Source organism: Salmonella sp. SJTUF15570, assembly GCF_043357055.1.
GTDB classification, from domain to species: domain Bacteria; phylum Pseudomonadota; class Gammaproteobacteria; order Enterobacterales; family Enterobacteriaceae; genus Salmonella; species Salmonella enterica.
The window spans coordinates 29087-49864 of sequence record NZ_JBEUKJ010000015.1 but is presented as its reverse complement, the minus strand read 5'-3'; the positions used below and the strand labels follow the sequence as shown (position 1 = coordinate 49864).

Annotated in this window: 24 protein-coding genes and 1 pseudogene; 16 read left to right on the top strand and 9 right to left on the bottom strand. The window is 52.3% G+C overall.

Features of this window, described 5'->3' with window-relative positions:
• Positions 1 to 262 precede the first annotated feature (262 nt).
• From cyaA to ABVN44_RS21730, 4 genes are all read left to right on the top strand, one after another.
• Complete coding sequence (gene cyaA / locus ABVN44_RS21745) at positions 263 to 2809, top strand: class I adenylate cyclase (RefSeq protein WP_000281718.1); 2547 nt, start codon at positions 263 to 265, stop codon at positions 2807 to 2809.
• A gap of 107 nt (positions 2810 to 2916) precedes the next feature.
• Positions 2917 to 3273 carry a hypothetical protein gene (locus ABVN44_RS21740; RefSeq protein WP_000752580.1) on the top strand — a complete coding sequence of 119 codons (357 nt, stop codon included), beginning with the start codon at positions 2917 to 2919 and terminating at the stop codon, positions 3271 to 3273.
• Between the two features lie 185 nt (positions 3274 to 3458).
• Positions 3459 to 4001, top strand: a complete 543-nt coding sequence (locus tag ABVN44_RS21735) for an STM3941 family protein (protein WP_001747560.1) — start codon at positions 3459 to 3461, stop codon at positions 3999 to 4001.
• Positions 4002 to 4012: 11 nt separating this feature from the next.
• The gene (locus tag ABVN44_RS21730; protein WP_010989084.1) at positions 4013 to 4375 is read left to right on the top strand and encodes a hypothetical protein; all 363 of its coding nucleotides are present in this window, start codon (positions 4013 to 4015) and stop codon (positions 4373 to 4375) included.
• 70 nt (positions 4376 to 4445) lie between these two features.
• Here the strand turns inward: ABVN44_RS21730 and cyaY are convergent, their stop codons facing one another.
• From cyaY to ABVN44_RS21710, 4 genes and pseudogenes are all read right to left on the bottom strand, one after another.
• Entirely contained in the window at positions 4446 to 4766 is a 321-nt protein-coding gene (cyaY, locus tag ABVN44_RS21725; protein WP_000999925.1) for an iron donor protein CyaY, read from the bottom strand.
• Positions 4767 to 4835: 69 nt separating this feature from the next.
• Positions 4836 to 5225 (bottom strand): DUF3021 family protein, encoded by a 390-nt coding sequence (locus ABVN44_RS21720; RefSeq protein WP_001125561.1) that lies wholly within the window; start codon positions 5223 to 5225, stop codon positions 4836 to 4838.
• Positions 5213 to 5512: pseudogene (locus ABVN44_RS21715) on the bottom strand (hypothetical protein); the annotation flags it as partial. The pseudogene ABVN44_RS21715 and the gene ABVN44_RS21720, both read right to left, overlap by 13 nt.
• Entirely contained in the window at positions 5482 to 5733 is a 252-nt protein-coding gene (locus ABVN44_RS21710) for a hypothetical protein (protein ID WP_023888879.1), read from the bottom strand. The pseudogene ABVN44_RS21715 and the gene ABVN44_RS21710, both read right to left, overlap by 31 nt.
• 185 nt (positions 5734 to 5918) lie before the next feature.
• On the opposite strand from ABVN44_RS21710, the gene ABVN44_RS21705 reads away from it, so the two are divergent.
• From ABVN44_RS21705 to corA, 8 genes are all read left to right on the top strand, one after another.
• Positions 5919 to 6122 carry a lipoprotein gene (locus ABVN44_RS21705; protein WP_000799903.1) on the top strand — a complete coding sequence of 68 codons (204 nt, stop codon included), beginning with the start codon at positions 5919 to 5921 and terminating at the stop codon, positions 6120 to 6122.
• 36 nt (positions 6123 to 6158) lie between these two features.
• The gene (dapF, locus tag ABVN44_RS21700) at positions 6159 to 6983 is read left to right on the top strand and encodes a diaminopimelate epimerase (protein ID WP_198870413.1); all 825 of its coding nucleotides are present in this window, start codon (positions 6159 to 6161) and stop codon (positions 6981 to 6983) included.
• Positions 6980 to 7687: a DUF484 domain-containing protein gene (locus ABVN44_RS21695; RefSeq protein WP_000812768.1), complete on the top strand. Its 708-nt coding sequence runs from the start codon at positions 6980 to 6982 to the stop codon at positions 7685 to 7687. The genes dapF and ABVN44_RS21695 overlap by 4 nt, the downstream gene beginning before the upstream one ends.
• Positions 7684 to 8586 carry a tyrosine recombinase XerC gene (xerC, locus tag ABVN44_RS21690; RefSeq protein ID WP_023232422.1) on the top strand — a complete coding sequence of 301 codons (903 nt, stop codon included), beginning with the start codon at positions 7684 to 7686 and terminating at the stop codon, positions 8584 to 8586. The genes ABVN44_RS21695 and xerC overlap by 4 nt, the downstream gene beginning before the upstream one ends.
• Positions 8586 to 9302 carry a 5-amino-6-(5-phospho-D-ribitylamino)uracil phosphatase YigB gene (gene yigB / locus ABVN44_RS21685; protein ID WP_001213560.1) on the top strand — a complete coding sequence of 239 codons (717 nt, stop codon included), beginning with the start codon at positions 8586 to 8588 and terminating at the stop codon, positions 9300 to 9302. The genes xerC and yigB overlap by 1 nt, the downstream gene beginning before the upstream one ends.
• Positions 9303 to 9437: 135 nt before the next feature.
• Positions 9438 to 11600 (top strand): DNA helicase II, encoded by a 2163-nt coding sequence (gene uvrD / locus ABVN44_RS21680; RefSeq protein WP_000383436.1) that lies wholly within the window; start codon positions 9438 to 9440, stop codon positions 11598 to 11600.
• A gap of 259 nt (positions 11601 to 11859) precedes the next feature.
• A complete protein-coding gene (gene ysgD, locus ABVN44_RS21675) occupies positions 11860 to 11916 on the top strand; it encodes a YsgD/CorL family protein (RefSeq protein WP_212723238.1) in 57 nt (18 codons plus the stop codon).
• Positions 11917 to 12071: 155 nt separating this feature from the next.
• Complete coding sequence (gene corA, locus ABVN44_RS21670) at positions 12072 to 13022, top strand: magnesium/cobalt transporter CorA (protein ID WP_000947139.1); 951 nt, start codon at positions 12072 to 12074, stop codon at positions 13020 to 13022.
• 48 nt (positions 13023 to 13070) lie between these two features.
• Here the strand turns inward: corA and ABVN44_RS21665 are convergent, their stop codons facing one another.
• The 4 genes from ABVN44_RS21665 to yigI are packed head-to-tail and all read right to left on the bottom strand — an operon-like array spanning position 13071 to position 15355.
• The gene (locus ABVN44_RS21665) at positions 13071 to 13451 is read right to left on the bottom strand and encodes a DUF2628 domain-containing protein (RefSeq protein ID WP_000356594.1); all 381 of its coding nucleotides are present in this window, start codon (positions 13449 to 13451) and stop codon (positions 13071 to 13073) included.
• Positions 13452 to 13466: 15 nt separating this feature from the next.
• Complete coding sequence (locus ABVN44_RS21660; protein ID WP_023138668.1) at positions 13467 to 13925, bottom strand: hypothetical protein; 459 nt, start codon at positions 13923 to 13925, stop codon at positions 13467 to 13469.
• 34 nt (positions 13926 to 13959) lie between these two features.
• Positions 13960 to 14844: an EamA family transporter RarD gene (rarD, locus tag ABVN44_RS21655; RefSeq protein WP_000339080.1), complete on the bottom strand. Its 885-nt coding sequence runs from the start codon at positions 14842 to 14844 to the stop codon at positions 13960 to 13962.
• Between the two features lie 43 nt (positions 14845 to 14887).
• Positions 14888 to 15355: an acyl-CoA thioesterase YigI gene (yigI, locus tag ABVN44_RS21650; RefSeq protein ID WP_023232421.1), complete on the bottom strand. Its 468-nt coding sequence runs from the start codon at positions 15353 to 15355 to the stop codon at positions 14888 to 14890.
• A gap of 164 nt (positions 15356 to 15519) precedes the next feature.
• On the opposite strand from yigI, the gene pldA reads away from it, so the two are divergent.
• From pldA to rhtC, 3 genes are all read left to right on the top strand, one after another.
• Positions 15520 to 16389 carry a phospholipase A gene (gene pldA / locus ABVN44_RS21645; protein ID WP_001201692.1) on the top strand — a complete coding sequence of 290 codons (870 nt, stop codon included), beginning with the start codon at positions 15520 to 15522 and terminating at the stop codon, positions 16387 to 16389.
• 83 nt (positions 16390 to 16472) lie between these two features.
• On the top strand, positions 16473 to 18302 hold the full coding sequence (gene recQ, locus ABVN44_RS21640; RefSeq protein ID WP_001533487.1) for an ATP-dependent DNA helicase RecQ: 1830 nt from the start codon (positions 16473 to 16475) through the stop codon (positions 18300 to 18302).
• A 63-nt stretch (positions 18303 to 18365) separates the two neighbouring features.
• A complete protein-coding gene (rhtC, locus tag ABVN44_RS21635; protein ID WP_000980080.1) occupies positions 18366 to 18986 on the top strand; it encodes a threonine export protein RhtC in 621 nt (206 codons plus the stop codon).
• A 39-nt stretch (positions 18987 to 19025) separates the two neighbouring features.
• On the opposite strand, the gene rhtB is transcribed toward rhtC, so the two are convergent.
• Entirely contained in the window at positions 19026 to 19646 is a 621-nt protein-coding gene (rhtB, locus tag ABVN44_RS21630) for a homoserine/homoserine lactone efflux protein (RefSeq protein ID WP_000142524.1), read from the bottom strand.
• Positions 19647 to 19756: 110 nt separating this feature from the next.
• Between rhtB and pldB the strand changes: the two genes are divergently transcribed.
• Complete coding sequence (gene pldB, locus ABVN44_RS21625) at positions 19757 to 20773, top strand: lysophospholipase L2 (protein WP_000487685.1); 1017 nt, start codon at positions 19757 to 19759, stop codon at positions 20771 to 20773.
• Positions 20774 to 20778 lie beyond the last annotated feature (5 nt).

Below are 20778 nucleotides of genomic sequence, written 5' to 3'. Positions count from 1 at the left end.
ATAATGACGAGAAACCGCCAGCCCGTATTTAAGAATTTACACGCAGCGAACGGTGCTACACTTGTATGTAGCGCATCTTTCTTTACGGTCAATGAGCAAGGTGTTAAATTGATCACGTTTTAGACCATTTTTTCGTCGGTATTAGATAAAAATATGCAGGCGAGAAAGGGTAACGGTTATTTTTGACATACGGTTTATCCCGAATGGCGACGGTCAAGTACTGACCTGCACCATGACGGGTAGCAACATCAGGCGATACGTCTTGTACCTCTATATTGAGACTCTGAAACAGAGACTGGATGCCATAAATCAACTGCGTGTGGATCGCGCGCTTGCTGCCATGGGACCCGCTTTTCAGCAGGTTTACAGTCTTCTGCCGACATTATTGCACTATCACCATCCACTGATGCCGGGTTACCTTGATGGTAACGTTCCCAGCGGTATTTGCTTCTACACGCCTGATGAAACCCAACGCCACTATCTGAACGAACTTGAGCTGTACCGCGGTATGACGCCGCAGGACCCGCCGAAGGGCGAGCTGCCGATTACTGGCGTTTACACCATGGGCAGCACCTCTTCGGTCGGGCAGAGCTGCTCGTCCGACCTGGATATCTGGGTGTGCCATCAGTCCTGGCTCGACGGCGAAGAGCGTCAGTTGCTGCAACGTAAGTGTAGCCTGCTGGAAAGCTGGGCCGCCTCGCTTGGCGTTGAGGTGAGCTTCTTCCTGATCGACGAGAACCGTTTCCGCCATAACGAAAGCGGCAGTCTGGGCGGGGAAGACTGTGGTTCTACGCAGCATATCCTGTTGCTTGATGAGTTTTATCGTACCGCTGTGCGCCTGGCCGGGAAGCGTATCCTGTGGAGTATGGTGCCGTGCGACGAAGAAGAGCATTACGACGACTATGTCATGACGCTCTACGCGCAGGGCGTATTAACGCCAAACGAATGGCTGGATCTGGGGGGCTTAAGCTCGCTCTCCGCCGAAGAGTACTTTGGCGCCAGCCTGTGGCAGCTATACAAGAGCATTGACTCGCCGTACAAAGCGGTGCTGAAAACGCTGCTGCTGGAAGCCTACTCATGGGAATATCCCAACCCACGTCTGCTGGCGAAAGATATTAAACAACGTCTGCATGACGGTGAAATCGTATCGTTTGGACTCGATCCCTATTGCATGATGCTGGAACGGGTCACTGAATACCTGACGGCGATTGAAGATCCGACGCGGCTGGATTTAGTCCGCCGCTGCTTTTACCTGAAAGTGTGCGAGAAATTAAGTCGCGAGCGTGCCTGCGTAGGCTGGCGTCGGGAAGTATTAAGCCAGTTAGTCAGCGAGTGGGGATGGGACGACGCGCGTCTGACCATGCTCGATAATCGCGCAAACTGGAAAATCGATCAGGTGCGCGAAGCCCACAACGAATTGCTCGACGCCATGATGCAGAGCTATCGTAATCTGATTCGCTTTGCGCGGCGCAACAACCTCAGCGTGAGTGCCAGCCCGCAGGATATCGGCGTACTGACGCGTAAGCTGTACGCCGCTTTTGAAGCGTTGCCGGGTAAAGTCACGCTGGTGAACCCGCAGATATCGCCGGATCTGTCCGAGCCGAATTTAACCTTTATCCATGTGCCGCCGGGACGCGCCAACCGTTCAGGCTGGTATCTCTACAACCGCGCGCCGAACATGGATTCCATCATCAGCCATCAGCCGCTGGAATATAACCGTTATCTTAATAAGCTGGTCGCGTGGGCGTGGTTCAACGGCCTGCTGACGTCGCGAACGCATCTGTTTATTAAGGGCAACGGTATTGTCGACCTGCCTAAGTTGCAGGAGATGGTCGCCGATGTTTCGCACCATTTCCCGCTGCGCTTGCCTGCTCCGACGCCGAAAGCGCTCTACAGCCCCTGTGAAATTCGCCATCTGGCGATTATCGTTAACCTCGAATATGACCCGACGGCGGCGTTTCGCAATAAAGTGGTCCATTTTGACTTCCGTAAGCTGGACGTTTTCAGCTTTGGCGAAGAGCAAAACTGTCTGATAGGCAGTATCGACTTGTTATATCGCAACTCGTGGAACGAAGTGCGTACTCTGCACTTTAACGGCGAGCAGGCGATGATCGAAGCGCTGAAAACGATTCTGGGGAAAATGCACCAGGATGCCGCGCCGCCGGATAGCGTGGAGGTGTTCTGCTACAGTCAGCATCTTCGCGGTCTGATTCGCACCCGCGTGCAGCAACTGGTCTCCGAATGTATCGAGCTACGTCTTTCCAGCACCCGTCAGGAGACCGGTCGCTTCAAGGCGCTGCGGGTTTCCGGGCAGACGTGGGGACTATTCTTCGAACGCTTGAATGTCTCGGTGCAGAAGCTGGAGAACGCTATCGAATTCTACGGCGCGATTTCGCATAACAAGCTGCACGGGCTGTCGGTACAGGTGGAAACCAACCAGGTGAAATTGCCGTCAGTGGTGGATGGCTTCGCCAGCGAAGGGATCATTCAGTTCTTCTTTGAAGAAACGGGCGATGAGAAAGGCTTTAATATTTATATTCTGGATGAAAGTAACCGGGCGGAAGTGTATCACCACTGCGAGGGTAGCAAGGAAGAACTGGTGCGCGACGTCAGTCGCTTCTATTCGTCATCGCACGATCGCTTCACGTATGGCTCCAGTTTTATCAACTTTAACCTGCCGCAGTTCTACCAGATAGTGAAAACCGATGGCCGCGCGCAGGTGATCCCATTCCGTACGCAGCCTATCAACACCGTGCCGCCAGCAAACCAGGATCATGACGCACCGCTATTGCAGCAGTATTTTTCGTAAGTGCTGCGCCGGGCAAAGCTGCCCGGCCGGCGTTCACCGCTTCACATTAACTTCACCCAACTTCGTTACCGTGACCTCCGCATTTGGTTTACAGGAGGAGGTTTGAGGTGGCAGATGCGTTCATTTTGTTAGGGATAGTCATGGCGATGGTCAGCCTCGGCTTCATTCTTATAAATAAGTTATTCTGTTTTATATCCGCTGGGTGCCTGCTCTCGCTATGCGCCAGCATGGCCAGTTTTCAACTCTGGGATGCGTCTTACTGGGGGCGATGGGGAAAAGTATGTCCCGGTCTGGAGGATGTGATCATCTCCTGCGACAATTACCATTTTCTCTATGACTTGGGATGGGAATTGTACGGTATCGCCTTTTTGTTCTTTACCGCGTTAATGCTCACATGTGCGGCCATTATTCTTATCAATATGATTATGGCTTTAGAACGATACTGTGCCGGATGGCGGCGCTAACACGCCTTATCCAGCCCACATTCGAAGAATGCTCATTGAGCGGAACAAGGTTTAGACAATATTTTTTCTTATACAATTTATGTAGTAATATCCAGACCGTTCAAAACGCTATCGCGTCTTTCATTGTTTTCGTAAATATGTTTTGAAAAACCATATTAGAAACAAAAGCTCTTTAATGGTTTCTTATGGATGTTTTTATAAAAGGATATTATATGTCAATAAACAACCCTATTCTTATTTACGTGAATAAGAAACGACAAATAAAATTAGCTCTGTTTTATTCAGTGGTAGCTATAGCTCTTATGATGAGCCTCTTTCTAAATTATAGTATTATGCTAAAGATGGTGTGTGTTTTTTTAATACTCCTCATGATAGCAGGCGCAAGTGCTTACTGGTACTCCGCCTTTTCAGGAAAGCCACAGCTAACGTTGAACCAGGAGGGAGTAACATTACACACAACCAGGCTACCAATAGTTTACTGGCATGAAATCGACTATGTTGGTGAGCGTGTTAGCGATAATACGCCTGTGCTGGCCGTTTTTGTCAAAGATGTTGAGCTTTATTGTCAGCGAATTACTAATGAGAAAATGCGTAATAATTTTCTGTCATTATTAAATAAGCATGGAAGTAATCGCGTGATGAATATCTCTCTAAACGATCTCGATTATGATTCAGATGAGTTACAGGATATTTTTAAAATGGCTGTTGCCAGAAACCTGGAACAATAGGGTAGAGATATATGTTTTTTGTTATTACTCACCATATTGATGTGCTGCCTCTGGCAACCCTACCCACACATGAAACATGCCCTTATTGTAATAATCAGGATGTATGGTTGATTATTCGCCAAAAAAGGACCCGTACATGTGGTCTGTCTCAAGCGAGAAAAAGAGATAAGTTTGGTTTAGCGATATGCAATCATTGCAGCAATGAAATCAAGGAAAAACGTTGGTCACCAGCGTTACGTCAACTTTTTACCGAGCAGAAGCCACTATTTAACCTAACCTTTTGGCAACGCTACGGTTTTTGGGTTGGTTGGTTGAGTGTATGGCCCGCGCTGTTTCTGGCAACCTGGCTGTATTTCACATTTCGGGGTTGGTAATACGACCGCATATCTCGTTAAATATACGCAGGAAAGCGCTATTCTTCTGGCTCTCCTGCGGAATTAAAACTTAGCGAAAACTCACCTTTTCACCCGCCTGCTGCGTTGCCGCCTGCTCCAGCAGATCCCAGAAGGTTTCGCCGCTGCGATCGCAAACCCACTCGTCGCCTTTCAGATCGAAATGATAGCCGCCCTGTTTGGTCGCCAGCCACACCTGGTGCAACGGCTCCTGACGGTTAATAATGATCTTACTGCCGTTCTCAAAGCTGAGTGTCAGCACGCCGCCGTTGATTTCGCAGTCGATATCGCTGTCGCCGTCCCAGTTATCGAGGCGTTCTTCAATGGTGAGCCACAGGGCGTCAGCCAGGCGATGAAATTCACTGTCGTTCATTGTTTTATCCCGCTATTGAGTGATATCGCCAGTATAAGGGGAAGCGTCAGCTTCTGGAACCGATACGAATTACCGTTGTGAGCGGTAAAGGATAAAACTCAGCGGTAGGTAAATGACGATAAATAGCGCACCGGTGATAAGTATGACGGACGCGTTAACCGGGAAATGGTTCAGAGCCGACAGCATTGCCACCATCAGTGCGACGCAGCCGCCGCAGAGGAGAAAATGCAACAGGATTAAGGGGGCGCGCGGCTTTGCTTTGATATCCAAAAGAGCGCTAAGCAGACCGAGTACCGCGCTTATCGTCAGGACTCCGGCAGCTTCAACACCGTTTATCGTGCCGTGCATAATGCTTTCAATAATGACGTAAATGCATGAACCGATCCCCACGCCCCGAAGGGCGTTTTTCAGATGTTTATTCAAACGCGCAAAACGGTTTAGCGGCGTCATTTTTGGCATTCCTGAGCCTGCGTTATGATGATGATGTCTTTATTGTCGGAGTACATACTCTGATTCAAATTGAGCGTCTTATCCGGACAGGGGGATGCTGTTCGGTAAAGCTGGCTGCCAATCCACGTATAAACGTAGCGGTTATCATACGCAAAACGTTCGGTGACTTTTAGCGGCCCATTGATGCTAAGGACCTGAATATCCTGAGCCTGCTGGCTATTATGCATAAAGTAGCCGTGCTCTTTTCCGGCGTTAATTTCCCGGTTCAGGAAGGGGGCTGTGCTATCCAGTTCCAGCCCTGAGTTGCCGGGTTAATCAATGAATTGGGTAACCGACGCAGGCGTTTGAAATTCACCTCCGGCAACAAAAGATTGTTCTCCTCTTCTGGCTGGAGATAAACCACGCCGCTGCCTTGCCGTTGATAAACATTGTGCGGAGGTTCACTCAGCCGGCATCCCCAGGCGGGAGGTAGCAGAAGTGAAAGCGAGAAAAGGCAAAACAAATTACGATATTGCATAAGGTCATCCGGGCGTGGTACGTAAACCTGAAGTGATTAGCAAAGCATGTTTCCTGATGTAAATGCGCAATAATCATGGCAACGCGCCGCTTTTCAGATTTTATAAAGAGCCCCTAAACGCTTGCTTTTACGCCTTCTCCTGCGATGATAGAAAATAGAAAGCATGAACTTACAGGCAATCCATAATGAAAAACGTGTTTAAGACACTCGCTGTACTTCTGACTCTGTTCAGCCTGACGGGCTGCGGTTTGAAAGGGCCGCTTTATTTCCCGCCAGCCGATAAAAATGCGCCGCCGCCGACGAAAAAAGTCGATTCGCAAACGCAGTCCACGATGCCCGATAAGAACGATCGCGCAACGGGAGATGGCCCGTCCCAGGTCAATTACTGAGGATAGTTTTCTGTCCCCGCGTGAACGGAGTGAATGATGCAATTCTCTAAAATGCATGGCCTTGGCAACGATTTTATGGTCGTCGACGCGGTAACGCAGAATGTCTTTTTTTCGCCGGAACTGATTCGTCGGCTATCCGACAGACACCTGGGCGTAGGGTTCGATCAGCTGCTGGTGGTTGAGCCGCCCTATGATCCTGAGTTGGACTTTCATTACCGCATCTTCAACGCCGACGGCAGTGAAGTCTCGCAGTGCGGCAATGGCGCGCGCTGTTTCGCGCGATTTGTTCGCCTGAAAGGGCTAACCAATAAACGCGACATTCGGGTCAGTACCGCGAATGGCCGGATGGTACTGAGCGTCACGGAAGATGAACTGGTACGCGTCAATATGGGCGAGCCAAACTTTGAACCCGCGCAGGTGCCTTTTCGCGCCAACAAAGCGGAAAAGACGTATATTATGCGAGCGGCGGAACAGACCATATTGTGCGGCGTGGTTTCAATGGGTAATCCGCACTGTGTCATTCAGGTTGATAACGTCGACACGGCGGCCGTTGAAACACTGGGGCCGGTTCTGGAAAGCCATGAGCGTTTTCCGGAACGCGCCAACATTGGTTTTATGCAGGTTGTAAGACGTGAGCATATCCGGCTGCGAGTCTATGAACGCGGCGCAGGGGAGACCCGCGCGTGCGGCAGCGGCGCGTGCGCTGCCGTTGCCGTGGGGATTCAGCAGGGGCTGCTGGCTGAAGAAGTACGCGTGGAATTACCGGGCGGTCGGCTGGATATCGCCTGGAAAGGTCCGGGTCATACGTTATACATGACTGGTCCGGCGGCACATATCTACGACGGATTTATCCATTTATGAAGCAACCAGAGGAAGAACTACAGGAAACGCTCACGGAACTGGACGATCGAGCGGTCGTCGATTACCTGCGCCATCACCCTGAGTTTTTTATCCGTAACGCCCATGCCGTGGAAGCGATGCGTGTTCCACATCCCGTGCGGGGAACGGTTTCGCTCGTTGAGTGGCATATGGCCCGCGCGCGTAATCACATCAATGTGCTTGAAGAAAATATGACGCTGCTGATGGAACAGGCTCATGCCAATGAAAGCCTGTTTTATCGCTTGCTGAATCTGCAAAGCCGTCTGGTCGCCGCGGATAGTCTGGATGAGATGCTGGTGCGGTTTCACCGCTGGGCGCGTGATTTGGGGCTTGCCGGCGCGACGCTGCGTTTGTTCCCGGATCGGTGGCGTCTTGGCGCGCCATCGCGCTATACGCATCTGGCTTTAAACCGTCAGGCCTTCGAGCCGCTGCGTATTCAACGACTGGGACAGTCGCAGCATTATCTTGGCCCGCTAAACGGCCCGGAACTGCTGGTGGTCTTGCCGGAGGCGAAGGCTGTAGGCTCGGTAGCCATGTCGATGATGGGCAGCGATGGCGACCTCGGGGTGATTCTCTTCAGCAGCCGTGACCCGCACCACTATCAGCCGGGACAGGGGACGCAGCTTTTACAGGAGATCGCGCTGATGCTGCCGGAACTGCTGGAACGCTGGATTAAACGCGTATGACGGATGTCGCGCTTTCTCAGGACGTCTCGCGGTTCCTGCGCTATTTAGGCGTGGAGCGCCAGCTTAGCCCTATTACCCTGCTGAACTACCAGCGTCAGCTTGATGCCATTATCGCTTTAGCCGGAGAAACCGGGCTGAAAAGCTGGCAACAATGTGACGCTGCGATTGTGCGCAGTTTTGCGGTGCGCAGTCGGCGCAAAGGGCTTGGCCCTGCCAGTCTGGCGCTACGTCTCTCGGCATTGCGAAGCTTTTTTGACTGGTTAGTCAGTCAGGGCGAATTGAAAGCTAACCCGGCGAAGGGCGTCTCCGCACCGAAAGCGCCGCGTCATCTGCCGAAAAATATTGATGTCGACGACGTTAACCGCCTGCTGGACATCGATCTTAACGATCCGCTCGCCGTACGTGACCGGGCGATGCTGGAGGTCATGTACGGCGCGGGACTGCGTTTATCCGAACTGGTTGGCCTGGATATAAAGCACCTCGATCTTGATACCGGCGAAGTGTGGGTAATGGGTAAAGGCAGCAAAGAGCGACGCCTGCCGATTGGCCGTAACGCGGTGACGTGGATTGAGCACTGGCTGGATCTGCGCGGCCTGTTCGCCAGCGACGAAGATGCGTTATTCCTGTCGAAGCTCGGCAAGCGTATCTCCGCGCGCAATGTCCAAAAACGGTTCGCCGAATGGGGCATAAAGCAGGGGCTAAACAGCCACGTGCATCCACATAAGCTGCGCCATTCGTTCGCGACCCATATGCTGGAATCGAGCGGCGATCTGCGCGGCGTGCAAGAGCTGCTGGGTCATGCCAACCTTTCCACCACCCAAATTTATACTCATCTTGATTTTCAACACCTTGCTTCAGTGTACGACGCGGCGCATCCGCGCGCTAAACGGGGGAAATAATGCGTTTTTACCGGCCTTTGGGGCGTATTGCCGCGCTCACCTTTGACCTGGATGATACCCTTTATGATAACCGTCCGGTGATTTTGCGTACTGAGCAGGAAGCGCTCGCTTTTATGCAAAATTATCACCCGTCGCTACGTTCGTTTCAAAACGTCGATTTACAGCGGATACGGCAGGCGGTGCGTGAAGCGGAGCCGGAAATCTATCATGACGTTACCCGCTGGCGCCATCGCGCGATAGAGCAGGCCATGCGGGATGCGGGATTATCGGCGCAGGAGGCCATTGCCGGCGCGAATGCGGCGATGATGCATTTTGCCAAATGGCGCAGCCAGATTGAGGTTCCGCAGGCTACCCATGAGACGTTACAGCAGCTTGCGAAAAAATGGCCGCTGGTGGCGATCACTAACGGCAATGCCCAGCCAGAACTGTTTGGCCTCGGCGATTACTTTAAGTTTGTACTGCGCGCTGGCCCGGATGGACGTTCCAAGCCGTTTAGCGACATGTATTTCCTGGCGGCGGAAAAACTGCATGTGCCGATCGGCGAGATCCTGCATGTCGGCGACGATCTGACTACCGATGTGGCTGGCGCTATTCGCTGTGGGATGCAGGCCTGCTGGATTAAACCTGAAAATGCCGACCTGATGCGGACGCAGGACAGCCGTTTACTGCCGCATATCGAAATTTCGCGGTTGGCATCTCTCACCTCGCTGATATAATCACCAGTAGTTCTGTATAAATTCCCAGTTATTCTGGCGGATGGCGCTATGCTTATCCGCCCTACGATAAGTAGCCCCGGTAAGCGAAGCGCCACCGGGCGTTTTTAGTTTTCATGTTTTTACGCGGCGGTGCCAATGGACGTTTCTTACCTGCTCGACAGCCTTAATGATAAACAGCGCGAAGCGGTGGCCGCGCCACGTAGCAACATGCTGGTGCTGGCGGGCGCGGGAAGCGGGAAAACCCGCGTGCTGGTGCACCGTATCGCCTGGTTACTGAGCGTAGAAAACAATTCGCCATACTCCATCATGGCGGTGACCTTTACCAATAAAGCGGCGGCGGAAATGCGCCATCGTATTGGCCAGTTGATGGGGACCAGCCAGGGCGGAATGTGGGTAGGGACGTTCCACGGTCTGGCGCACCGCCTGCTGCGCGCGCATCATATGGACGCTAATTTGCCGCAGGATTTCCAGATTCTCGACAGCGAAGATCAGATGCGTTTGCTTAAACGCCTGATTAAGGCGATGAATCTTGATGAGAAGCAGTGGCCGCCGCGTCAGGCGATGTGGTACATCAATAGCCAGAAAGACGAAGGGCTACGCCCGCACCATATCCAAAGCTATGGCAATCCGGTGGAGCAGACCTGGCAGAAGGTGTATCAGGCCTATCAGGAAGCGTGCGATCGCGCTGGTCTGGTGGATTTTGCCGAGCTACTGCTGCGCGCTCATGAACTATGGCTGAACAAGCCGCACATCCTGCAACACTATCGCGAGCGGTTTACTAACATCCTGGTGGACGAATTCCAGGATACCAACAACATTCAGTACGCCTGGGTTCGTCTGCTGGCGGGCGATACCGGTAAAGTGATGATTGTCGGCGACGATGACCAGTCGATTTACGGCTGGCGCGGGGCCCAGGTAGAGAACATCCAGCGCTTCCTCAATGATTTCCCCGGCGCGCAGACCATTCGTCTGGAGCAGAATTACCGCTCGACCAGCAACATCCTTAGCGCGGCGAACGCCCTGATTGAAAACAACAACGGGCGTTTGGGTAAAAAGCTGTGGACTGACGGCGTTGATGGCGAACCGATATCGCTGTACTGCGCTTTCAACGAACTGGATGAAGCGCGCTTTGTGGTTAATCGTATCAAAACCTGGCAGGACAACGGCGGCGCGCTTGCGCAATGCGCCATCCTTTATCGCAGCAACGCCCAGTCGCGCGTGCTGGAAGAAGCGTTATTACAGGCCAGTATGCCGTACCGCATTTACGGCGGGATGCGCTTCTTCGAACGCCAGGAGATCAAAGATGCGCTCTCTTATCTGCGTTTGATTGCCAATCGCAACGATGATGCCGCCTTTGAACGCGTGGTGAATACCCCAACGCGCGGTATCGGCGACCGCACGCTGGACGTGGTGCGCCAGACCTCGCGCGATCGCCAGCTAACATTGTGGCAGGCGTGCCGTGAATTGTTACAGGAAAAAGCCCTGGCCGGGCGTGCGGCCAGCGCGCTACAACGCTTTATGGAACTGATTGACGCTCTGGCGCAGGAAACCGCCGACATGCCGCTGCATGTGCAGACTGACCGGGTGATCAAAGATTCCGGCCTGCGCACCATGTATGAGCAAGAAAAAGGCGAGAAAGGCCAGACGCGCATCGAAAACTTAGAGGAACTGGTGACGGCGACGCGGCAGTTCAGCTACAACGACGAAGATGAAGATTTGATGCCGTTGCAGGCCTTCCTCTCTCACGCGGCGCTGGAAGCGGGCGAGGGGCAGGCGGATACCTGGCAGGATGCGGTACAGCTGATGACGCTGCACTCGGCCAAAGGCCTGGAGTTTCCGCAGGTGTTTATTGTCGGCATGGAAGAGGGCATGTTCCCCAGCCAGATGTCGCTGGATGAGGGCGGGCGTTTGGAAGAGGAGCGTCGTCTGGCCTACGTCGGCGTTACCCGTGCCATGCAGAAACTGACGCTAACCTATGCCGAAACGCGTCGTCTGTACGGTAAAGAGGTCTACCATCGCCCGTCGCGTTTTATCGGCGAACTGCCGGAGGAGTGCGTGGAAGAGGTCCGTCTGCGCGCCACCGTCAGTCGTCCGGTGAGCCATCAACGAATGGGAACGCCGCTGGCGGAAAACGACACAGGCTACAAACTCGGCCAACGCGTGCGCCATGCGAAGTTCGGCGAGGGAACTATTGTCAACCTGGAGGGCAGCGGCGAGCATAGCCGGTTGCAGGTGGCTTTTCAGGGGCAAGGGATCAAATGGCTGGTTGCCGCGTATGCGAAGCTGGAAACGGTTTGACCGACTCTCATAGTGCCGGGTGGCACCTCTTATCCGGCCTACGCGCTGGCTAACATTTTGATTTGTAGGCCGGATAAGGCGAAGCCGCCATCCGGCGATATATTGATGTTAATATTCTGAAATCATAGATAAATACTCTCACTCTGCTAACCTTTCTGCATAAGGGGAAATTATTGCTTTTTCGCGTTTCGTTGCGTGTTGACGGCAAATTTTTGCTGGCGTAACATGCGCCCACGATTACGCTAAGAGGACATTCGCCTTGGACACACCCAGTAGATACTGGCTCATTATCCTGTCATCCAGGATCAACTCCTAAGGCTATCCCTTTTTGCTGATAGCCTTAGCGGTTGTCAGCGACCTTTCATTTTTTCCCGTCGCGTTGAGTCAGGCTGTTTAATGGTCTGAAACCCAATTTGTTTCTGTGTGCCCATCTGAACTGTCCGATATTTTTACGCATTGGGAGTCCCGGTCATGCTGAGCGCATTTCAACTGGAAAAAAACCGACTGACCCGGCTGGAAGTCGAGGAGTCACAAAGCCTGATTGATGCCGTATGGGTCGATTTGGTCGAACCGGACGACGACGAGCGATTGCGCGTACAATCTGAGCTGGGCCAGAGTCTGGCGACGCGTCCTGAACTGGAAGATATCGAAGCATCCGCGCGCTTCTTTGAAGACGAAGACGGACTGCATATCCACTCCTTCTTCTTCTTCGAAGATGCGGAAGATCATGCCGGTAACTCTACGGTGGCATTCACTATTCGCGATGGCCGTCTGTTTACGCTGCGTGAACGCGAACTGCCCGCCTTCCGTTTGTATCGTATGCGCGCCCGCAGCCAGGCGATGGTCGACGGTAATGCTTATGAACTACTGCTCGATCTGTTCGAAACCAAAATTGAACAGTTGGCGGATGAAATCGAAAACATCTACAGCGATCTGGAAAAACTGAGCCGCGTCATTATGGAAGGGCATCAGGGCGATGAATACGACGAAGCGCTCTCCACGCTGGCGGAACTGGAAGATATCGGCTGGAAGGTACGCCTGTGTCTGATGGATACCCAACGCGCGCTGAACTTCCTGGTGCGCAAGGCGCGCTTACCGGGCGGACAGCTGGAGCAGGCGCGTGAGATCCTGCGCGATATCGAATCTCTGCTGCCGCACAATGAATCGCTGTTCCAGAAGGTGAACTTCCTGATGCAGGCGGCGATGGGTTTCATCAACATTGAGCAGAACCGCATTATCAAAATCTTCTCGGTGGTTTCCGTGGTGTTCCTGCCGCCGACGCTGGTCGCTTCCAGCTATGGGATGAACTTCGAGTTTATGCCGGAACTGAAGTGGAGCTTTGGTTATCCAGGCGCGATTATCTTTATGATTCTGGCGGGGCTTGCGCCGTATCTGTACTTTAAGCGCAAGAACTGGCTGTAAGACATTAAGGCCAGGGTGATTCAGCTGCGGCTGAACCACCCTGAAAAGTTACAGGCTCCAGGTATTGATACCTTTAACCTCTTTCTCATAGAACCACTTATTTGTATTGACGCCGACATAAGCTGCGACAACAAGTCCAAGTATGTTAACGCCGATTAATGCTCCAATAAATATTGCAACGATCCCTAATAAAATAACTATAATTGCTTTTTTCCACAGACCCAATACAAACAAATAAATCCATGAGAAGAAAAAGGCAATAAAGTTTATTTGAATAGTCAACCGTTGTCGGGGCTTTAATGCTTTAAATGCCTGTTTATATTCTGGGCTTACTTTCCAAAATCCAGGGAAACCATGTTGATCGTAAAATGAAAAACGGTATTTCCATTTTTCAGATAGCGAACCATCATTAATATAATCCTTGTCCATGTAAACTCCATTAAATTACTTGTTGAGTGAATTCGAATCCGGGGGGGCCAGAAGTAGCAGAGAAAATGTTGCAAAATACCAGATTAGAAAAAGAGGCATACCAAAGCCATCGCAAGCGAAATCTTCAGCAACCATTATCACGAAGGAGGCAATATAGATTACAAGCGTACCCCATACATAGAATTTTATATATTCAAAGCCACTGTCTCTGAATCGCTGACAGTTTAAATTAATGACGAGATAATGTAGTAAAATTGTGAATAAAATTGCCAGTATCACAAAGCTTAAATATAATAAAACCCCAACCAAAATGGAAAATATTATATTTATTAGTACGAATGATAATAAATAACGACATCTGGAAACACATCTCTCAGATGAAGGAATAAAAACACTTAACATTAATTTCACATCCATATGTTGGGTTACGTCGTTAGCATGACAATATGCTACCCCCCTTACAAGGGGAGGCATATTTTTTCAGATTATATTTAGAATAATAGTCGCGTTATTTTTTACGCTGCGTATAAATCGCATCCATCACGAAAATCGCCAGCGCGACCCAGATAAACGCAAATGTCACCATCTTATCCGCGCCCGGCACTTCGCCATAAAACGTCACCGCCAGTAAAAACATCAGCGTTGGGCCGATATACTGGAAAAAGCCCAGTGTAGAAAGACGCAGACGCGTAGCCGCTCCGGTGAAGCACAGCAGCGGAATCGTAGTGACCACACCCGCCGCCATTAACAGCAAGTTCAACGATAGTGCGTTTTGCCCCATATGGCTGGTAGGGCTATCGGCGATGCCAAACAGATAAATCGCGGCGACCGGCAACAGCCATAGCGTTTCGACCAGCATACCCGTCTGCGCTTCAACGGCGATCTTCTTACGCACCAGGCCGTAAAACGCAAAACTAAACGCCAGCCCCAGCGCGATAATCGGCAGTGAACCAAAGGTCCAGAGTTGCACCAGCACGCCGCACACCGCCAGAATCACCGCCAGCCACTGCATTCGACGGAAGCGTTCGCCAAGAAAAATCATCCCCAGCAAGATGTTAACCAGTGGATTAATGAAATAACCCAGGCTGGCCTCCAGCATATGGTGATTATTTACCGCCCAAATGAATAATAGCCAGTTACCGCCGACCAGTACGGCGGACAGGGCCAGCAGGAAAATCTTCTTTGGCGTTTTCAGTAAGCGCTTAACCTGTCGCCACTGCCGGCTGACGCTAAGCAGCGCCACCATAAAGAAAAATGACCAAATCACGCGGTGCGTCAGGATCTCATCTGCGGGAACGTAATAGATCAGCTTGAAATACGCGGGGGCGATCCCCCAAATAAAATAGGCGGCAAGAGCGAGTAATACGCCCTGCCGTGTTTGTTTTGCGTCCATCCGGAAAACTCGTATCTGAAGTGTAACAACAGTTTACCTGCTTTTATCCCACCATATAAGTAGCGGTGGCGCTGGCGATGTACAGCTGATCTTCATTGTGTAATTCCACGCGGGCGACGGCCACTTTATTCCCTGCGCGCAGCAGGCTACTGGTGGCCGTAAAGCGGTTGCCTCTGCCCGGACGCAGGTAATCGACGCGCAGGTCAATCGTTCCCATCCGCGACAGGCGCTGGCGTAGTTCATCTTCGCTGATGGTTTCGTGGCGAGTTAGCGTGCTGCCGACGCATACCAGTCCGGCGGCGACATCCAGCGCAGAGGCGATCACGCCGCCGTGTAAAATGCTTTGCGCCCAGTTGCCGACCATCATCGGCTGGTTGTTGAAGGCCAGTTGGGCGAACGCTTTTTCATAGCGTTCCAGCTCCAGCCCTAACGCCCGATTAAACGGCATGTAGTAGACAAACATTTCACCCACTAATTTCAGAGCTTGTTCAGCGGTAAGTACAGCGGACATAGATTCCTGACACTCCATTGGTTAATGAAATGTTGATATTATGCTTCTTAATTGTTGTTTTCTACTTTAAGAAGGGATAACTAACGGCTATGTGTGTAAATATGTAAAAATGGTTGGCAGAGAATGATTCAAGCTGAAAATACTTCGTCAGGAGAACGTCAAGAATGCGGGCGATTTTGAGAGGGTTGTTGCCAGCCACGCTACTGCCATTAGCGGCATATGCACAAGAAGCTACGATAAAAGAGGTTCATGATGCGCCTGCAGTACGGGGAAGTATCATCGCTAACATGCTACAGGAGCATGATAACCCTTTTACGCTTTACCCTTATGACACGAACTACTTGATCTACACGAACACCAGCGATCTGAACAAAGAGGCCATAAGTACCTACAACTGGTCTGAAAACGCACGTAAAGATGAAGTGAAATTTCAGTTGAGCCTGGCGTTTCCGCTGTGGCGCGGAATACTGGGGCCGAACTCGGTACTGGGCGCTTCCTATACGCAGAAATCCTGGTGGCAGCTTTCCAACAGTAAAGAGTCTTCGCCGTTTCGCGAAACCAACTACGAACCGCAGCTTTTTCTTGGTTTTGCTACCGATTATCGCTTTGCCGGCTGGACGCTGCGCGACGTAGAGATGGGCTACAACCATGACTCTAACGGACGTTCGGACCCCACCTCGCGTAGCTGGAACCGTCTGTATACCCGTCTGATGGCCGAAAACGGTAACTGGCTGGTAGAGGTCAAACCGTGGTACGTGATTGGCAGTACCGATGATAATCCGGACATCACCAAATATATGGGTTATTACCAGCTTAAAATCGGTTATCACCTGGGCGAGGCGGTATTAAGCGCCAAAGGCCAGTACAACTGGAATACAGGCTACGGCGGCGCGGAAGTTGGATTAAGCTATCCGGTCACTAAACATGTCCGGCTTTATACCCAGGTGTACAGCGGCTATGGCGAATCGCTGATCGACTATAATTTTAATCAGACACGTGTCGGCGTCGGCGTGATGCTTAACGATATCTTCTGATTGGATTGTGTTTTAAACATTGCAGTTTCTCTCGCAGGCGCTGAAAATAGCGCCTGTTTTGATTTATGGTGAACGGGGTTAATGTGGCGCAGGCGGAAGTGTTGAATCTGGAATCAGGGGCCAAACAGGTTTTGCAGGAAACCTTTGGCTACCAACAGTTTCGCCCGGGTCAGGAAGCGATTATTGATACTGCGCTCTCCGGTCGCGACTGTCTGGTCGTCATGCCCACCGGCGGCGGCAAATCTCTGTGCTATCAAATCCCCGCGTTGTTGCTGGACGGATTGACCGTCGTCGTTTCGCCCCTGATCTCGTTGATGAAAGACCAGGTCGATCAGCTACTGGCGAACGGTGTGGCGGCGGCGTGCCTGAACTCCACTCAAAGCCGCGAGCAGCAGCTTGAGGTGATGGCGGGGTGCCGTACCGGACAGATTCGTCTGCTGTATATTGCGCCGGAACGCCTGATGCTGGACAACTTTCTTGATCATCTGGCGCACTGGAATCCGGTATTGCTGGCGGTGGATGAAGCGCACTGTATCTCGCAGTGGGGTCATGATTTCCGTCCGGAATATGCGGCTCTCGGTCAGCTTCGCCAGCGTTTTCCCGCTTTGCCGTTTATGGCATTGACCGCCACCGCCGACGACACCACGCGCCAGGATATTATTCGTCTGCTTGGGCTTAACGATCCGTTAATCCAGATCAGTAGCTTTGACCGACCGAATATCCGCTACATGCTGATGGAGAAGTTTAAGCCGCTCGACCAGCTAATGCGCTATGTTCAGGAGCAACGCGGCAAATCGGGTATTATCTACTGCAACAGTCGGGCGAAAGTGGAAGATACCGCTGCGCGCTTGCAGAGTCGCGGCATTAGCGCGGCGGCCTATCATGCGGGGCTGGAAAACGCTATTCGCGCCGATGTGCAGGAAAAATTTCAGCGCGACGATCTGCAAATCGTGGTGGCGACCGTCGCTTTTGGAATGGGCATAAACAAACCTAACGTACGTTTCGTCGTGCATTTCGATATCCCGCGCAATATTGAATCCTACTATCAGGAAACGGGCCGCGCCGGGCGCGACGGACTGCCTGCGGAAGCCATGCTATTTTACGATCCGGCTGACATGGCCTGGCTACGCCGTTGTCTGGAAGAGAAACCAGCCGGACAGCTTCAGGATATTGAACGGCATAAACTGAATGCGATGGGCGCTTTTGCCGAAGCGCAAACCTGCCGCCGCCTGGTATTGCTTAATTACTTTGGCGAAGGCCGACAAGAACCGTGCGGCAACTGCGATATCTGTCTCGATCCGCCCAAACAATATGATGGCTTAAACGATGCCCAGATTGCGCTTTCTACCATTGGTCGGGTTAACCAGCGTTTTGGCATGGGCTACGTTGTCGAGGTGATCCGCGGCGCGAATAACCAACGCATCCGCGATTTCGGTCATGACAAACTCAAGGTTTATGGCATGGGACGCGAAAAGAGCCATGAGCACTGGGTGAGCGTGATTCGCCAGCTCATTCATCTGGGGCTGGTAATGCAAAATATTGCGCAGCACTCCGCATTACAGCTGACGGATGCCGCGCGTCCGGTACTCCGTGGAGACGTTCCGCTAAAGCTTGCGGTGCCGCGCATCGTCGCCCTCAAACCCCGCGTGATGCAGAAATCGTTCGGCGGTAATTACGATCGCAAATTGTTCGCTAAGTTGCGCAAGCTGCGTAAAGCTATCGCTGATGAAGAGAATATCCCGCCGTATGTGGTCTTTAACGACGCCACGCTGATAGAAATGGCGGAACAGATGCCGGTTTCCGCCAGCGAGATGTTAAGCGTTAACGGGGTTGGGATGCGCAAACTGGAGCGCTTCGGGAAAGAATTCATGGCGCTCATCCGCGCGCATGTCGATGGTGATGACGAAGAGTAGTCAGCCCGGCAAAAAAGTGCCAGGATGGTGACTCACTGAACTATTTCCCCGCGAGCCATTTTTATGATGATGCTATTTTTCACCGTGGCAATGGTGCACATCGTTGCGCTAATGAGCCCCGGCCCCGACTTTTTCTTCGTGTCTCAAACTGCTGTCAGCCGTTCGCGTAAAGAAGCGATGATGGGCGTACTGGGCATCACCTGCGGCGTGATGGTATGGGCGGGCGTGGCGCTGCTTGGCCTGCATCTCATCATCGAAAAAATGGCCTGGCTGCATACGATCATTATGGTAGGCGGCGGCCTGTACCTGTGCTGGATGGGCTATCAGATGCTGCGCGGCGCGCTGAAAAAACAGGATGCGGCGGCGTCTTCTCCGCACATTGAACTGGCGCAGAGCGGGCGCAGCTTTCTCAAAGGGCTGCTGACCAATCTGTCGAATCCGAAAGCGATTATCTATTTTGGTTCCGTTTTTTCACTGTTTGTCGGCGATAACGTCGGCGCTGCGGCGCGCTGGGGTATTTTCGCGTTAATTACCCTGGAAACGTTGGCCTGGTTTACCGTAGTCGCCAGCCTGTTCGCGCTGCCGAAAATGCGCCGCGGCTATCAGCGTCTGGCGAAATGGATTGATGGTTTTGCCGGCGCTCTGTTTGCGGGCTTTGGTATTCACCTGATTATTTCGCGCTAATTTACCTCCGGGCCGGATAAACATCATCCGGCACGACTATCACGCGTGTCTTGCCGACGCCAGGAGCGCGCCTACCAGCATAAACAACGAACCAAACGCTTTATTCAGCGCCTTCATCTGCTTTGGTCCTTTAATCCAGGCGGCAATGCGCTGCGCCAGCGTGGCGTAACCGGTCATCACAATCATATCCACCACAATCGTAGTGACGCCGAGAATGAGGTACTGCGCCAGTTGCGGTTGCTGCGGCATGATGAATTGCGGAAACAGTGCGGCAAGAAAGACAATGCTTTTGGGATTGGTTAGATTGACAAAGACCGCGCGTTTGAACAGCCGACCCCGCGATTGCGTCTGGGCAAGAGTATGCAGATCGATAGCGCCTGCGGCGCGCCATTGCTGGATACCCAGCCAGATAAGATAAGCCGCGCCAGCCCATTTCAGGATTTCAAAAGCGAGGAGCGAGCGCGAAAAGAGCGTACCCAGTCCGACGCCCACCAGTACGATATGTATCCCCAGTCCGGTCTGGAGTCCGGCGATAGAAGCCGCTGCGCCACGATATCCATGGTTGATAGACGTCGTCATGGTATTGATGGCGCCTGAACCCGGAGAAAGACTCAGCAGAGTTGAGGTCAGTAGATAGGCGAACCACCATTCAAAGGTCATGCGAAACTCCCTGGTTGTCTGTTTTTGTGCCACAATACGCTACTGCCGCTGTGTTGTGTCAGGCACGACGCAAAAAACGATTTTACCTGGTAAACGAGGCCGAAAACCCGATGTTTCAGCAGCAAAATGACTGGGAAACAAGAGAAAATGCGTTTGCCGCTTTTGCTATGGGGCCGCTGACCGATTTCTGGCGTCAGCGGGAAGAGGCGGAGTTTATCGGCGTGGGTAACATTCCGGTGCGCTTTGTCCGTTTTCGAAATGATTCCAACGATCGGACGATCGTCATTTGTCCTGGCCGCATTGAGAGTTATGTAAAATACGCTGAACTGGCGTATGACCTTTTTCATCTCGGTTTTGATATCTTCATCATCGACCACCGTGGTCAAGGGCGCTCCGGGCGGATGTTATCGGACCCGCATCGGGGTCATGTTGATCATTTTAACGATTATGTTGAGGACTTAGCGGCGTTCTGGCAGCAGGAAATTGAGCCGGGGCCGTGGCGTAAGCGTTATATCCTGGCGCACTCAATGGGGGGCGCGATAGCCACCCTGTTCCTGCAACGCCATCGTGTGCGGTGCGACGCTATTGCGCTCACCGCGCCGATGTTTGGTATTGTGATACGCTTGCCTTCCTTTATGGTGCGCCATATTCTCGACTGGGCCGAGGGGCACCAGCGTATCCGTGAAGATTACGCTATTGGTACCGGTCAGTGGCGGGCGTTGCCGTTTGGGATGAATGCGCTGACCCACAGCCGCCAGCGTTATCAGCGCAACTTACGATTTTATGCCGACGAGCCGCAGCTGCGCGTTGGCGGCCCCACCTGGCATTGGGTACGCGAAGGCATTCTGGCGGGTGAGCAGGTACTGGCTGGGGCGAGCGATGACACGACGCCTACGCTACTGATTCAGGCGGAAGAAGAGCGGGTAGTGGATAACCGCACCCACGATCGTTTTTGTGAAATTCGCGCCGCGGCGGGATACCCTTGTGAAGGGGGAAAACCGCTGGTTATCAAAGGCGCGTACCATGAGATCCTTTTTGAAAAGGACGCCATGCGCTCAGTCGCGCTTAACGCCATTGTTGAATTTTTCAACAAGCCTAATTTATCCAGCGGAAATCGCTTTGCTTAGAGGTT

Excerpts from the sequence above, each read along its gene's own strand:
- ABVN44_RS21735 (WP_001747560.1), top strand. The coding sequence starts at position 3,459 with ATGGATGTTTTTATAAAAGGATATTATATGTCAATAAACAACCCTATT.
- ABVN44_RS21730 (WP_010989084.1), top strand. The coding sequence starts at position 4,013 with ATGTTTTTTGTTATTACTCACCATATTGATGTGCTGCCTCTGGCAACC.
- cyaY (WP_000999925.1), bottom strand. The coding sequence starts at position 4,766 with ATGAACGACAGTGAATTTCATCGCCTGGCTGACGCCCTGTGGCTCACC.
- ABVN44_RS21720 (WP_001125561.1), bottom strand. The coding sequence starts at position 5,225 with ATGCCAAAAATGACGCCGCTAAACCGTTTTGCGCGTTTGAATAAACAT.
- ABVN44_RS21710 (WP_023888879.1), bottom strand. The coding sequence starts at position 5,733 with ATGCAATATCGTAATTTGTTTTGCCTTTTCTCGCTTTCACTTCTGCTA.
- ABVN44_RS21705 (WP_000799903.1), top strand. The coding sequence starts at position 5,919 with ATGAAAAACGTGTTTAAGACACTCGCTGTACTTCTGACTCTGTTCAGC.
- dapF (WP_198870413.1), top strand. The coding sequence starts at position 6,159 with ATGCAATTCTCTAAAATGCATGGCCTTGGCAACGATTTTATGGTCGTC.
- ABVN44_RS21695 (WP_000812768.1), top strand. The coding sequence starts at position 6,980 with ATGAAGCAACCAGAGGAAGAACTACAGGAAACGCTCACGGAACTGGAC.
- xerC (WP_023232422.1), top strand. The coding sequence starts at position 7,684 with ATGACGGATGTCGCGCTTTCTCAGGACGTCTCGCGGTTCCTGCGCTAT.
- yigB (WP_001213560.1), top strand. The coding sequence starts at position 8,586 with ATGCGTTTTTACCGGCCTTTGGGGCGTATTGCCGCGCTCACCTTTGAC.
- uvrD (WP_000383436.1), top strand. The coding sequence starts at position 9,438 with ATGGACGTTTCTTACCTGCTCGACAGCCTTAATGATAAACAGCGCGAA.
- corA (WP_000947139.1), top strand. The coding sequence starts at position 12,072 with ATGCTGAGCGCATTTCAACTGGAAAAAAACCGACTGACCCGGCTGGAA.
- ABVN44_RS21665 (WP_000356594.1), bottom strand. The coding sequence starts at position 13,451 with ATGGACAAGGATTATATTAATGATGGTTCGCTATCTGAAAAATGGAAA.
- ABVN44_RS21660 (WP_023138668.1), bottom strand. The coding sequence starts at position 13,925 with ATGCCTCCCCTTGTAAGGGGGGTAGCATATTGTCATGCTAACGACGTA.
- rarD (WP_000339080.1), bottom strand. The coding sequence starts at position 14,844 with ATGGACGCAAAACAAACACGGCAGGGCGTATTACTCGCTCTTGCCGCC.
- yigI (WP_023232421.1), bottom strand. The coding sequence starts at position 15,355 with ATGTCCGCTGTACTTACCGCTGAACAAGCTCTGAAATTAGTGGGTGAA.
- pldA (WP_001201692.1), top strand. The coding sequence starts at position 15,520 with ATGCGGGCGATTTTGAGAGGGTTGTTGCCAGCCACGCTACTGCCATTA.
- rhtC (WP_000980080.1), top strand. The coding sequence starts at position 18,366 with ATGATGATGCTATTTTTCACCGTGGCAATGGTGCACATCGTTGCGCTA.
- rhtB (WP_000142524.1), bottom strand. The coding sequence starts at position 19,646 with ATGACCTTTGAATGGTGGTTCGCCTATCTACTGACCTCAACTCTGCTG.
- pldB (WP_000487685.1), top strand. The coding sequence starts at position 19,757 with ATGTTTCAGCAGCAAAATGACTGGGAAACAAGAGAAAATGCGTTTGCC.